Origin of the sequence: Rhodococcus tibetensis, assembly GCF_024438035.1 — a bacterium.
GTDB lineage: Bacteria > Actinomycetota > Actinomycetes > Mycobacteriales > Mycobacteriaceae > Rhodococcus_F > Rhodococcus_F tibetensis.
In genome coordinates this window covers 233,016-245,417 of record NZ_JANFQF010000005.1, presented here as the reverse complement: position 1 = coordinate 245,417, position 12,402 = coordinate 233,016, and the positions used below count along the sequence as shown (strand labels likewise).

Sequence of the window (12,402 nt, the reverse complement as noted above, 5' to 3'; positions counted from 1 at the left end):
GAGGAAGCGACTCCCAGTGAGTGCGCGACCGATGTCCGTGAGGGAACGCACGCGAGGGGGGCCGGTCACCCGGCAACTGCGCCGTGCGTTCGTCCTCCTCCTGCTCGGCTTCGTCGCGGCGATCGCGTTCGGCGGTTCCGCGGCAGCACAGGAACCCACCCCGACACCGGCGCCACCGCCCGCCACCAGCGGGCCGGTGCCCCCGGAGAATGCCGTCCCGGTCAGCGGCAATCTCAACAACGCGGGAGATCGGCTCGGGGGCGTGACGGTGCGGGCGCTGGACGCCGGCGGAACGGAGGTCGCCTCGACGGAGTCCGCGGCAACCGGACGCTGGGAACTCCGGGTGGCACCGGGCAAGTACACCTTCGAGATCGTCCCCGAGTCGCTGCCCGAGGGGGTGAGCGTGCAGGGAACCGTGGACCGTGAGGTAGTGGCCGGTCGCGCGAACACGGTCATCTTCTCCTTCGGTGAAACCCGGACGGGTTCCGCGGTTCCGTTCTACGAGAAGCTGATCCGCCAGCTCATCGACGGTCTGAGGTTCGGTCTCGTCATTGCCATCGCCGGGGTCGGCCTGAGCTTGATCTACGGAACCACCGGCCTGACCAACTTCGCGCACGGCGAACTTGTCACGCTCGGCGCTGTCGCGGCCTGGGTCATCAACGTGTCGTTCGGAGTGCAACTGATCCCGGCGACGATCCTCGCCATCATCGTCGGAGTCCTGATCGGCGTTGCCAACGACGCCGGGATCTGGAGACCTCTACGCAAACGCAAGACAGGTCTGATCCCCCAACTCGTGGTGTCGATCGGCCTCGCGATCTCGCTGCGATACCTGATACTCATCTTCTTCTCCGACCGCGCGGAACCCTTCGTCGACTATCAGGCCCAGGTGGAGCGGCATTGGGGTCCGATCGCCATCACCGATGCCAATCTCGTGTCCATCGGGATCAGCCTCGTCGTCCTGGTCGGCGTTGCCCTCCTGCTCCAGAAGACCCGCATCGGCAAGGCGATGCGGGCCGTCGCCGACAACCGCGACCTGGCGGCGTCCTCCGGCATCGACGTCGAACGAGTCATCCGATTCGTCTGGGGTCTCGGCGGCGGACTTGCCGCGCTCGGTGGCGTCCTGTTCGGCATCTCGGAACTCGGTGGACGCGTGCAGTGGGAGATGGGTTTCAAACTCCTGTTGCTGATGTTCGCAGGTATCACCCTCGGCGGACTCGGCACTGCCTACGGCGCACTGCTCGGTTGCGTGATCGTCGGCATGCTGGTGCAGCTGTCGACCCTGGTGATCAACCCCGACCTCAAGTACATCGGAGGACTGCTCGTCTTGATCGTCATCCTCGTCGTCCGGCCTCAGGGCATTCTCGGCAGTCGCCAAAGGATCGGGTGATCGTATGGACATTCCCGGAGCACTCCAGGTCTCACTCGCCCAGCTGATCGGCCCCTCGGCGATCTTCTACGCGTTGCTGGCAATCGGTCTCAACCTCCACTTCGGCTATGCCGGCCTTCTGAACTTCGGCCAGATCGGTTTCGCCCTCCTCGGCGGGTACGGCGTGGGCATCATGACCGTCACCTACGAGCAGCCGCTGTGGCTCGGCATCCTGGTCGGTCTCGCCGCCGCCGGGCTCCTCGCTCTCGTACTCGGTATCCCGACACTGCGCTTGCGGGCCGACTATCTCGCCATCGTCACCATCGCGGCCTCCGAGATTCTGCGCTTGATCTTCCGTTCCACCGCATCAGATTCCATCACCGGTTCGACCAACGGACTTTTCGGCTTCGCCGACCCGTTCACTTCACTGAGCCCGTTCGACTCCGGGAAGCAGTACAACTTCCTCGGCGTCAAGTTCTACGGCGACGACCTATGGTCCATGGTGGTCGGCTGGACACTCGTGCTCGTTCTGTGTGGGTTCGTGTACCTCCTCACCCACAGCCCGTGGGGCCGAGTACTCAAGGCAGTTCGCGAGGACGAGGACGCAGCCCGTTCGCTCGGCAAGAACGTCTTCGTCTACAAGATGCAGGCGCTGGTCCTCGGCGGCATGATCGGCGGACTCGGCGGTGTGTTCAACGCATTGCAGACGAAATCGATCAACCCGGACTTCTATTCCACCGCCCAGACCTTCTTCGCTTTCGGCGCCCTCATTCTCGGTGGCGCAGCCACCGTCTTCGGGCCCGTGATCGGCGCGATGTTCTTCTGGTTCCTGCTGGCCATCCCCGACGCCCTGTTGCGGCAGGCCATCTCCGGCCCCGATCCCCTGTTACCGCTGACGGAACAGCAGGTCGGAGCCATGCGGTTCGTCCTGCTGGGCATCATGATTGCGGTACTGATGGTATTCCGCCCACAGGGCATACTGGGCAACAAGCGGGAGGTGCAGCTCAATGCCTGACCACAGACTGCCCGACGATCAGCAGACCGCTACCACGCTCACCCCCGAGGAGCGGGCGGCGATCTTCACCGACGTCCCCCAGGCCCCCGGTGCGTCCAAGCCCGACCCGATTCTGGTGGTGGACAATGTCTCGCGCACCTTCGGTGGACTCAAGGCCGTCGATGTGGCGCACCTCGAAATCCAGCGTGGATGCATCACCGGGCTGATCGGCCCCAACGGTGCGGGCAAGACCACCCTGTTCAACCTCCTCACCGGTTTCGACCGGCCCGACACCGGCACCTGGTCGATGGACGGCCAGTCCCTCGGCCGGATGTATCCGCATCAGGTGGCACGCAAGGGCGTCGTCCGCACCTTCCAGCTCACCAAGGCGCTGTCCAAGCTGACGGTGCTGGACAACGTTCGCCTCGGCGCAACCGGGCAGCGCGGTGAGCGAATGCTCACCAGCCTGTTGCCGTGGATGTGGAAGGCGCAGGAGAAGGCCGTCACGGAGCGTGCCAACGAGTTGCTCGCGCGATTCAAGCTCGACACCAAGGCCGACGACCTCGCCGGCTCACTGTCGGGTGGCCAGCGCAAGCTGCTGGAAATGGCTCGCGCGCTGATGACCGAACCGACCGTGGTGATGCTCGACGAACCCATGGCGGGGGTGAATCCGGCTCTCACCCAGAGTTTGCTCGGACACATCAAATCGCTGCGAGACGAAGGCATGACCGTCGTTTTCGTCGAACACGACATGGACGTGATTCGCGACATCAGCGATTGGGTGGTGGTGATGGCACAGGGCAGTGTCATCGCCGAATCCACGCCGGGTCACCTCTCGTCCAACAACGCCGTGGTCGACGCCTATCTGGGCAGCCACCACGATCAGGCACTCGAATTCGACGACGAGGGAAATCCTGTCGGCGAGACGGCGGCGCTCGCCGAGGCTCTCGAAACAGCGGAGGCACAGACCCTCGAGACCGGCGGCGACCTCTCCGAATCCGACATCACCGAGCTGAGGCGTGAGCACCCATGACCGAATCGACTCCAGCAGAATTTGCGGCGACACCCGAGGAGCACGCACGGCTCGCGGAAGGCGCTCTCGTCCGGGCCGACGGCGTGGTCGCGGGATACATCCCGGGCGTCAACATCCTGCGTGAATGTAACTTCTTCCTTCGAGAAGGGGAGATCGTCGGCATCATCGGCCCCAACGGAGCCGGTAAGTCGACTCTGCTCAAGTCATTGTTCGGGCTCATTCCGGTCCGGCAAGGCTCGGTGACCCTGCGCGGCGAGAACATCACGTCGAAGCCTGCACACATCCTCGTCCAGAAGGGCGTGGGTTACGTGCCGCAGACACAGAACGTCTTTCCCTCCCTCACCATCGAGGAAAACCTCGAGATGGGAATGTATCTGCGGCCGAAAGCATTCGATGAGCGATTCGCCTTCGTGGGCGACCTCTTCCCACTGCTCGTCGAACGCAGAAAAGTGAAGGCCGGTGCCCTCTCCGGCGGTGAGCGGCAGATGGTCGCGATGGGCCGGGCACTGATGATGGACCCGTCCGTACTGCTCCTCGACGAACCGTCCGCCGGTCTCTCCCCGATGTTTCAGGACGAGGTGTTCATCCGCTGCAAGAAGATCAACGCAGCGGGCGTCTCGGTGATCATGGTGGAGCAGAACGCCCGTCGGTGCCTCCAGATCTGCGACCGCGGTTACGTTCTGGACCAGGGCCGCAATGCCTACACCGACTCGGGACCCAACCTCATGCACGACCCCAAGGTGATCGAGTTGTATCTCGGGACCCTCGCGGGCAGTCAGGAGAAATAGAAGTCCGGACATGACTGTGGGCCAGGTTTCCCTGGCCCACAGTCCGTTCTACTCCGGAACGATCACTCCCCCACGACGATGTATCCGTTCGTCGTCAACTTGTTGTCGGCGCCGAACTTCAGCTTGCCGTACGAACCGATGGAAGGTTCGCCCGCATCGGTGAAGTCGAGCTTGCCGGTGACGCCGTTGTAGTCGACGTCCGTTCCGGCCTGCACGAGCGGCAGGCACTCCTGGTACGACGTGCAGGGCGTGCCACCCTCGGTGACCTTGTTGATGTTCGCGGCGATGTCGCGGCCCGCCGTCGACTTCGCCGCCTCCGCGGCCAGCGCAGAGACCACGACGGCGTCGTAAGACTCACCGGCGTAGTTGAAGTCGATCAACGCTCCGTTGATGCCCTTGAGGCGATCCTGGAAGGCCGGGCCGACGTCGGTGAGCGGCGTGGTGCCCTGCATCCCGTCGAGCAGCGGCGGCGCCACCGACTCACCGAGCGCGTTACCCATGTTGCCGTCCACGCCGTAAACCTTCATGCCGTCGGACGGGCCGATGCCCACCTCGTGCATACGAGTGATGATCTTGGCCGACTCCTCGAATCCCACTACCGCCACAGCATCCGGGGCGAAGTCCTTGACCTGGTCTATCTCGGAGTTGAACGACTGCGCGTTGGGGTCGTAGATGATCTTCTGGATCTGGTCTTCGGGAATGCCGGCATCCGCAAGGTTCTGCGCGATGTTGTCGGCGAGCCCGGTGCCGTAGGGATCGTTCAGCGCCAGGACGGACACACGCTGGCCGCCGTCGTCCGAGATGAGCTGCGACACAGCCTGAGCCTGCAGCACGTCTGTGGGCGCCGTGCGGAAATACTGGCCCTTGTCGGCGTAGCAGACGAACTGGTCGGACGTGTTGGCCGGCGAGAACATCACGACACCCGCACTGGTTACCTTGTCGATGACCTTGAGCGACACCGAGGACGACGCCGCACCGACGATTACCTGTGTGCCCGCAGCCAATTCGCGGTCGACCGTGGAGTTGGCCGTATCCGTGGTCGTGTCGCCCGAGTCGCCCGGAATCAACTGCACGGGCTGGCCGAGCACTCCGCCGGCCGCATTGACATCGTTGACACCCAGCTGGGTGCCCGCCACCATCGGGGGGCCGAGGAAGGAGAGGCTGCCGGTGTCGGGCAGCAGGGTGCCGATCTTCAGTGGTGCCGTGGACGGGGTCGTTCCGGCCGTCGCCTCTTCGGGGGTGCAGTCGGTGGTCACCGTGGTGGCCGAGGCGGCGGCACCGTCGCTTCCGCTCGCGGACTCGTCGCCACTGTCCGAACTACAACCTGCGAGTGCAAGGCTCGCCGCGCCGAGAACCGCGGCCGCCCGCACGAGGGTCCGTTTAGCCATCCAATGTCTCCTTAGATCACCTGAGTACGGGCGCCACCCGAGTTGGCGTCCGCTGTGGGATCAGACGCTAGCTGTCCGGCGGCGTTCGCGACCCCTGGCGAAAGGCTCGTGACCTTACTGTGACCTGAATGCGGTCAGTGTTTACGCGGCCGTAGCGTGACGTCGCGGAACAACAGGCCACAACGCCTGCCGCGGGCACCCCGCCCAATTACTGGGGCGTCTCGCCGCCGAGGGTCTCCAGGACGACCTGGGCCACCGCTTTCATGGTCGAACGGCGGTCCATCGCGGCCCGCTGAATCCACCGGAACGCTTCGGGTTCCGTCAAAGACTGCTTGTCCATCAGCACACCCTTGGCGCGCTCGACGACCTTTCGGGTCTCCAGCCGTTCGGACAGGTCGGAAATTTCGCGCTCCAACGCGGTTACTTCCTTGAACCGGCTGGCTGCCAACTCCACGGCGGGCACCAAGTCGGCAACGGAGAACGGCTTGACCAGATACGCCATGGCGCCGGCGTCACGCGCCCGCTCGACCAAGTCTCGCTGACTGAATGCGGTGAGAATGACAACCGGGGCAATACGTTTCGCGGCGATCTCCGACGCCGCATCGATGCCGTCGCGCCGCGGCATCTTCACATCCATGATCACGAGGTCGGGCTTCAGTTCGACCGCCAAATCGACGGCGGTCTGCCCGTCACCGGCCTCACCGACCACGTCGTAACCCTCTTCACGCAGCATCTCGACCAGATCCAGCCTGATCAGTGCCTCGTCTTCGGCCACCACGACCCGTCGCGGCGGGGTCGGCACACCTTGCGGCTGCGGAGCGTTCATGGTCCCCATTCTCCTCTGCTCGGACGACCCCGGAGCGGGGAGCGAACGGTTAGAGGGTACCGGTGGTTGACTCCCGACGACGATCTTCTACAGTGGTACAGCGCAACACGCCCTCGTATCCCAATTGGCAGAGGAAACGGATTCAAAACCCGTCCAGTGTGAGTTCGAGTCTCACCGAGGGCACTGTCGAGACATTCGCGCGAATCGCAGGTGAGGAATATTTCCGACCTGCGATTCGCGCGCAAGGCCTCCTTTCGCGCCCACTTCACCACCGCCGCCGGCCACGTCTCGCCGAGGACCGCTTCGACCAGGGTGTGACAGGTCTGGTCTGTGCCTCGTCGTCGACGACATCGACACGTTCCTGATACAAGCAGACCATTCCGGCGATCTGAGCAAGTTCGATCGGGGGTTGTTCGTAATCCATGCGGTGTCGACGCCCTTGTCACCCGCTCCCGGGAGCGACCAGTGCGAGGCGTGACCTTTGTAGGCGCACACAGTCGCGGTCACACTCGGCTCGAGCGTCGCGATCACGTCGGCACGCGGCAAGTCGTAGCGAGCTGGGAGCACGAATTCGAACAGCATCAGCGGCCGGTTGGATTCGGCGAAGTCGAGAGTGATCGATTCGAAATCCGACGGCCGAAATGCGTGACCACTGACAGAACCGGCAGTGACGGTTATCGGCGTGCCGGCGGTGGTGTGAAACCCGAAGCCCGTCCGCGGGTCGATGACGGCTCGTGTCCGGCGTGCATCAAGTGGTCGGTCATTCTCGCGGCCATCCGTTGTACCTCCTTGTCGACCCGCGTGACCATCGAGAACTGAGCCCCAGGTAGTGGCGGCTTTTTTGTGCTCGAACCCTGTGGCTCTGCGGTCGCCTGCCAGTACCATGGTGGCACGGTTCCGCCCTCGAGCACGGAGGTCACCCATGGATCTCGGCACCGTCAACTTCACGTACGACGGGCGCGTAGCTCTTCGCTTCCAGCAAGCGTTGTCGCATTCTCCGGAGAAGGTGTGGCGGGTACTGACCGACCCCCAGTATCTGAAGGCCTGGTTCCCCGCCGACGTCGACTTCGACCTCACCCCCGGGGCGGAACTGGTGTTCCGCGTGACACCGGAGCAGGTCCGCCGATTCGGCCTACCCGAAGACCACACGACCACTGGAACGGTCATCTCGGTGCATCCCGCCCACATTCTGGAGTACCTGTGGGACGCGGAGACGCTGCATTGGGAGCTGAGTCCCGACGGAAGCGGTGGTTGCTGGTTGACGCTGACGCACACGGTGGAAGAAGAAGACTCCGCCTATGCGCACGCGGCGGGATGGCACGCCGGTCTCGAGGTGGTGGAGGCGCAACTCGACGGCCGCGAAGTGAACTGGTCACCGTGGGATCGCGCCGACGAACTCGCATCCTCCTACCGCAAGGCCAACTGACAGTCCACCGGGGTGCCGACGAGGCACCCCGGCGGAGACCGTCAACCCACCAATGAAGATTCCGCCCACCGGCCCTCGCCTTCCAGTTCCACTCCGAGCGAGTGGAACTGGTCCAGCGTGCTGCGGTGCCCGACGCTGACCACGATGCTGTCCGGCAGTTCGGACCGCAGGAGGGTGTAGAGCGTGTGCTCGAGCCCCTCGTCGATCGCCGAGGTGGCCTCGTCGAGGAAGACGACCGCCGGCTGCGCGGTCAACACTCGCGCGAAGGCCAGCCGCTGCTGCTCGCCCGGTGACAGGATCCGGGTCCAGTCGGCCGTCTCATCGAGTCGGTCGGCGAGATTGCCCAGCGCCACCTTCGACAGCGCCTCGCGGAGCGTCCCGTCGTCCGCCGTCGGTTCGCTGGGGTACGCCAGCGCTGTCCGTAGCGAACCGAGCGGCAGATACGGCCGCTGGGACAGGAAAATAGCTTCCCCGGACGGCCGCGACACGGTGCCGTCCGCGTAGGGCCACAGATCTGCGAGAGTGCGGAGCAGGGTTGTCTTACCGGAACCGGACGGGCCCTTGACCAGGAGGGATTGACCGGGACCGACGGTGAGATCGAGAGCCTCGATCAGGATCGATCCGGACGGAGTGCGCACGTCGAGCTTCTCGACGTCGAGGTCATTCCCGGCCTTGCCCGTTTTCAGGATCGGGAGTGCGGCGGCGTGCATGTTGTCGTTGGCCAGCCCGTTGAGTCGGATGAGGGTGGCGCGGAAACTCGCGAAGTCGTCGTACGACTCGCGGAAGAAGGACAGCGAGTCGTGCACCTGTGAGAACGCCGTCGACGTCTGCATGACGTCACCGAGCGACACCTGACCACTGAACAGCCGCGGCCCCTGAATCAGAAAGGGGAAGATGACCGCAGTCTGGTTCACCGAGAGGTTCCAGCCATTGAATTTGAGGGTCCGGAACACGATGTGCCACATGTTGCGGATGACGGCGGCGAACCTCCCTGCCAGAGTTCGCCGCTCGACGTTCTCGCCTCGATAGAACGCAATGCTCTCGCCGTACTCACGGACCCGGATCAGTGCGTAGCGGAAGTTCGCCCCGAGTTTCTCGTTGAGGAAGTTCAGCTTGATGAGCGGCTTACCGATCCAGAACGCCACCAGTGTGGTGACCAGAACGTAGACGAAGACCAGGAAGATCATCGCCCGCGGGATCTCGGTGCCGAAGACCGTCATCGGACCGGACAGGTCCCACAGGATCCCGGTGAACGACACGATCGAGAGCACCGCGGTGACGGCCCCCATGGACAGTACGCGGGCCGTGGTCACGAAGTTGGTGATGTCGGCCTGAATCCGCTGATCGGGGTTGTCGATCGCGTCGTCGAGGAACCGGTCACGGTAGTAGGCGCGACTGTCGAGCCAATCGTCGGTGAGGTGGTGGGTGAGCCAGACACGCCAATCGATGTCGAGGGTTTGGCCGATAAGAAAGTCGATCAGGGCACGTACGACATGGACGGCGGCGAGAATCGCGAACACCCGCAGGAAGTGCCAGAACGCGGTCTCGTCGAGATTCTGGATCGAGTCGTAGAAATCGTTGGACCAGTAGGAGAACAGCACGTTCATCCGCACCGCGAACACCGTGAACAACAGCAGGAACGCGAGAATCGCCAGCGGCTTGGGGCTACGCCTCGGATCGAAATACGGCGCCGCGAAACGCCAGAACTGTCTACCCCACTTGGTGAATCGAGCGAGTAGCACGATCACGACGACAAACACGACGGCAGTCATCACGTAGGCCTTCAACAGCCACGCCGCGCTGTCCCATACCACGTTGTTCCAGTCCACGACCCAGGTCCCCGATCACGAGATGAAGCTCAGGAGAAAAGATGGCGAAGTCTAACCCTGGTTCGGCGTGATCGGCGACAAAAACGTGGACGCCACGTTTCCGATCGCCCGGAAAGCTACCGGTCGTCGGCTGTGTCCTGCTTGTTTTCGGCACTCGGTTCCCGGTCGCGATATTCTTCCTTGAGGTTGCCCTCGTCATCGACGTAGTCGTCGAATGCGGTGCCGGAGACCGTGCCGCCGGAGCCGGGGAGCACGACCGTTTCCCGGGCCCCCGGATCATACCGGGCGTCGATTTCTTCGGCCTTCTTCTTGGCCTTCTCGATCGCCTCGTCGTCGGGACGGGGCACTTCGCCCTCGGTCTGCTCGCCGGTGTTCTTCTGCTCGGTGTCGTCTGCGCTCATGATGCACGTCCGTTCCGTCGGAGATCCGAAACCGACGATACGCCCCGGACCGTCACTTCCTGGGCGGGAAATGACGAATCAATCCTTCTTGGACGACGGTGGCGAGCAGTTCACCCTCGAGGGAAAAGAAGCGGCCTGTCGCAAGCCCCCGCGAACCGGCGGCCACCGGCGACTCGGTGGCATAGAGCGTCCAGTCGTCGAACCGGAACGGCCGGTGAAACCACATGGAATGGTTGACCGTGGCCGCCACGATCCGGTCCAACCCCCACGACAACCCGTGCGTGGTGATGATGGAATCCAGAACCGTGGTGTCCGACGAGTAACCCATGACAGCAACGTGGATCAGCGGATCGTCCGGAAGGTCGCCGTCTGCCTTCATCCACACCCGGTTGTGGGTGAGCTTCTCCCCCGTACCCTTCATGATCCACGACGGGTCGTTCGCGTAACGCATGTCGATCGGCTTCAGAGCGTCGACGAACATCTTCAGCCGATCCTCGTAACCGACGAAATGATCACCCAAGGGCGGAAGTGTCTCCGGGAAAGGGACATCCGGAACGGCGACCGCGTGCTCGAGTCCCTTGCCCCAATCCTGGAACGCCGCGAGCATGACGAACAGTTCCTGGCCGTTCTGCAGGGCGGTGACCTGTCGGTTGGCGAAGGCCCGGCCGTCGCGGTGACGGTCGACGCGATACTCGATCGGTTCCTTCACGTCTCCGCCGCGGATGAAGTGAGCATTGACCGCGTGCACCGCCCGTTCACCGGAGACGGTGCGGCCGGCGGCGACCAGAGCCTGGGAGATCAACTGGCCGCCGAACGTCCGGCTGCCCACCTGCGCGGGATGCCGACCTCGATAGGTGTCCTCCCCGGTCTTCTCCAAATCGAGAAGATGGAGAAGTGTCTCGAGATCGGACTTCGCCGCGACTTCGCTCACCTAGTGGTCCTCTTCACCGATTCTGTGGACGTGGATCAAGTTGGTCGATCCTACGGTGCCAGGCGGCGAACCGGCCACGATGATGACCAGTTCACCCTTCTGGTAGCGGCCGAGCCCCAGCAGGGCGTGGTCGACCTGACGGACCATCGCGTCGGTGCTGTCGACAGGGTCGACGAGGAACGTCTCGGTTCCCCAAGTCAGGGAGAGCTGGCTCCGCACCTCGGGAAGCGGGGTGAACGCGAGCAACGGCAACGGAGTGTGCAGGCGAGCGAGTCGCCGCACCGTGTCACCGGATTGGGTGAAGGCTACGAGCGCCTTGGCGTCGAGTCGCTCGCCGATGTCGCGGGCGGCGTAGGAGATGACGCCCCGCTTGGTGCGCGGAACGTGCGTCAGCGGGGGCACCCGGGTCGATTCACCCTCCACGGCCTCGACGATGCGGGCCATGGTGCGCACGGTCTCCATCACGTACTTGCCCACCGAGGTTTCCCCGGAGAGCATGACCGCGTCGGCACCGTCGAGGACTGCGTTGGCAACGTCGGACGCCTCGGCGCGGGTGGGGCGCGAGTTCTCGATCATTGATTCGAGCATCTGCGTGGCGACGATGACCGGCTTGGCGTTCTCGCGGGCGATCTGAATTGCCCGCTTCTGCACCAGCGGCACCTGCTCGAGCGGAAGCTCGACGCCCAGGTCACCGCGAGCGACCATGACCGCGTCGAAGGCGAGGACTACGGCCTCGAGGTTGTCGATGGCCTCGGGCTTCTCGAGCTTCGCGATGACGGGGATGCGGCGTCCGACCCGGTCCATGACCGCGTGCACCAGCTCGACGTCGGCGGGCGAACGCACGAACGAGAGGGCGATGAAATCGACACCGAGGTTGAGCGCGAACTCGAGGTCGGCGATGTCCTTCTCCGACAGGGCGGGCACCGACACATTCATCCCCGGCAGGGACACACCCTTGTTGTTGCTGACCGGGCCACCCTCGGTGACGCGGCAGACCACGTCGTTGCCCTCGACGCCGGTGACGACGAGACCGACCTTGCCGTCGTCGACGAGAAGCCTGTCACCCGCCTTGGCGTCCTCCGCAAGCTGCTTGTAGGTGGTCGACACCCGGTCGTGAGTGCCGACGACGTCGTCCACGGTGATACGGACGACTTCGCCGTTGGCCCAGGTGGTGCGGTCGTCGGCGAACCGGCCGAGCCGGATCTTGGGTCCCTGGAGGTCGGCGAGCACACCAACCGCCTTACCCGTAGCGTCCGATGCGGCTCGCACGCGGTTGTAGTTTTCCTCGTGGTCGGAATGTTCCCCGTGGCTGAAGTTCAGCCGGGCCACATCCATACCGCTTTCGACGAGTTCGCGAATACGGTCACCGGTGGCAGTAGCAGGTCCAAGAGTGCATACGATCTTCGTGCGTCGGTTCACG

Annotated in this window: 12 protein-coding genes and 1 tRNA gene; 6 read left to right on the top strand and 7 right to left on the bottom strand. The window is 64.0% G+C overall.

Features of this window, described 5'->3' with window-relative positions; all coding sequences use genetic code 11:
• The first annotated feature begins 16 nt into the window (after nucleotides 1–16).
• From NOF53_RS08170 to NOF53_RS08155, 4 genes are read left to right on the top strand one after another with little or no spacing between them, the layout of a single operon-like run.
• Nucleotides 17–1,387, top strand: coding sequence for a branched-chain amino acid ABC transporter permease (locus tag NOF53_RS08170; RefSeq protein WP_255967110.1), 1,371 nt, complete (start codon nucleotides 17–19; stop codon nucleotides 1,385–1,387).
• Nucleotides 1,388–1,391: 4 nt separating this feature from the next.
• Nucleotides 1,392–2,381, top strand: coding sequence for a branched-chain amino acid ABC transporter permease (locus tag NOF53_RS08165; RefSeq protein ID WP_255967108.1), 990 nt, complete (start codon nucleotides 1,392–1,394; stop codon nucleotides 2,379–2,381).
• On the top strand, nucleotides 2,374–3,393 hold the full coding sequence (locus NOF53_RS08160; RefSeq protein ID WP_255967107.1) for an ABC transporter ATP-binding protein: 1,020 nt from the start codon (nucleotides 2,374–2,376) through the stop codon (nucleotides 3,391–3,393). The genes NOF53_RS08165 and NOF53_RS08160 overlap by 8 nt, the downstream gene beginning before the upstream one ends.
• Nucleotides 3,390–4,181, top strand: a complete 792-nt coding sequence (locus NOF53_RS08155; RefSeq protein ID WP_255967106.1) for an ABC transporter ATP-binding protein — start codon at nucleotides 3,390–3,392, stop codon at nucleotides 4,179–4,181. Before NOF53_RS08160 ends, NOF53_RS08155 begins: the two co-directional genes overlap by 4 nt.
• A 62-nt stretch (nucleotides 4,182–4,243) precedes the next feature.
• Here the strand turns inward: NOF53_RS08155 and NOF53_RS08150 are convergent, their stop codons facing one another.
• The gene (locus NOF53_RS08150) at nucleotides 4,244–5,569 is read right to left on the bottom strand and encodes an ABC transporter substrate-binding protein (RefSeq protein ID WP_255967105.1); all 1,326 of its coding nucleotides are present in this window, start codon (nucleotides 5,567–5,569) and stop codon (nucleotides 4,244–4,246) included.
• Between the two features lie 208 nt (nucleotides 5,570–5,777).
• Complete coding sequence (locus tag NOF53_RS08145) at nucleotides 5,778–6,404, bottom strand: ANTAR domain-containing response regulator (protein WP_255967104.1); 627 nt, start codon at nucleotides 6,402–6,404, stop codon at nucleotides 5,778–5,780.
• A gap of 100 nt (nucleotides 6,405–6,504) precedes the next feature.
• Between NOF53_RS08145 and NOF53_RS08140 the strand changes: the two genes are divergently transcribed.
• Nucleotides 6,505–6,578: transfer RNA gene (locus NOF53_RS08140), tRNA-Leu, on the top strand.
• Here the strand turns inward: NOF53_RS08140 and NOF53_RS27920 are convergent.
• Nucleotides 6,567–7,280: a DUF427 domain-containing protein gene (locus tag NOF53_RS27920; RefSeq protein WP_374212586.1), complete on the bottom strand. Its 714-nt coding sequence runs from the start codon at nucleotides 7,278–7,280 to the stop codon at nucleotides 6,567–6,569. The genes NOF53_RS08140 and NOF53_RS27920 overlap by 12 nt on opposite strands.
• 37 nt (nucleotides 7,281–7,317) lie before the next feature.
• On the opposite strand from NOF53_RS27920, the gene NOF53_RS08135 reads away from it, so the two are divergent.
• Nucleotides 7,318–7,821, top strand: coding sequence for an SRPBCC family protein (locus tag NOF53_RS08135; RefSeq protein WP_255967103.1), 504 nt, complete (start codon nucleotides 7,318–7,320; stop codon nucleotides 7,819–7,821).
• Nucleotides 7,822–7,862: 41 nt separating this feature from the next.
• On the opposite strand, the gene NOF53_RS08130 is transcribed toward NOF53_RS08135, so the two are convergent.
• The 4 genes from NOF53_RS08130 to pyk form a co-directional block, all read right to left on the bottom strand.
• Nucleotides 7,863–9,650: an ABC transporter ATP-binding protein/permease gene (locus NOF53_RS08130; RefSeq protein WP_255967101.1), complete on the bottom strand. Its 1,788-nt coding sequence runs from the start codon at nucleotides 9,648–9,650 to the stop codon at nucleotides 7,863–7,865.
• Between the two features lie 116 nt (nucleotides 9,651–9,766).
• Entirely contained in the window at nucleotides 9,767–10,051 is a 285-nt protein-coding gene (locus NOF53_RS08125; RefSeq protein ID WP_255967099.1) for a hypothetical protein, read from the bottom strand.
• A gap of 52 nt (nucleotides 10,052–10,103) precedes the next feature.
• On the bottom strand, nucleotides 10,104–10,982 hold the full coding sequence (locus tag NOF53_RS08120; RefSeq protein WP_255967097.1) for an acyl-CoA thioesterase: 879 nt from the start codon (nucleotides 10,980–10,982) through the stop codon (nucleotides 10,104–10,106).
• Nucleotides 10,983–12,401 carry a pyruvate kinase gene (pyk, locus tag NOF53_RS08115; protein WP_255967095.1) on the bottom strand — a complete coding sequence of 473 codons (1,419 nt, stop codon included), beginning with the start codon at nucleotides 12,399–12,401 and terminating at the stop codon, nucleotides 10,983–10,985. It abuts the gene before it with no gap.
• Between the last annotated feature and the right edge of the window lies 1 nt (nucleotide 12,402).

Excerpts from the sequence above, each read along its gene's own strand:
- NOF53_RS08145 (WP_255967104.1), bottom strand. The coding sequence starts at position 6,404 with ATGGGGACCATGAACGCTCCGCAGCCGCAAGGTGTGCCGACCCCGCCG.
- NOF53_RS08125 (WP_255967099.1), bottom strand. The coding sequence starts at position 10,051 with ATGAGCGCAGACGACACCGAGCAGAAGAACACCGGCGAGCAGACCGAG.
- NOF53_RS08160 (WP_255967107.1), top strand. The coding sequence starts at position 2,374 with ATGCCTGACCACAGACTGCCCGACGATCAGCAGACCGCTACCACGCTC.
- NOF53_RS08155 (WP_255967106.1), top strand. The coding sequence starts at position 3,390 with ATGACCGAATCGACTCCAGCAGAATTTGCGGCGACACCCGAGGAGCAC.
- NOF53_RS27920 (WP_374212586.1), bottom strand. The coding sequence starts at position 7,280 with ATGGTACTGGCAGGCGACCGCAGAGCCACAGGGTTCGAGCACAAAAAA.
- NOF53_RS08165 (WP_255967108.1), top strand. The coding sequence starts at position 1,392 with ATGGACATTCCCGGAGCACTCCAGGTCTCACTCGCCCAGCTGATCGGC.
- NOF53_RS08150 (WP_255967105.1), bottom strand. The coding sequence starts at position 5,569 with ATGGCTAAACGGACCCTCGTGCGGGCGGCCGCGGTTCTCGGCGCGGCG.
- NOF53_RS08135 (WP_255967103.1), top strand. The coding sequence starts at position 7,318 with ATGGATCTCGGCACCGTCAACTTCACGTACGACGGGCGCGTAGCTCTT.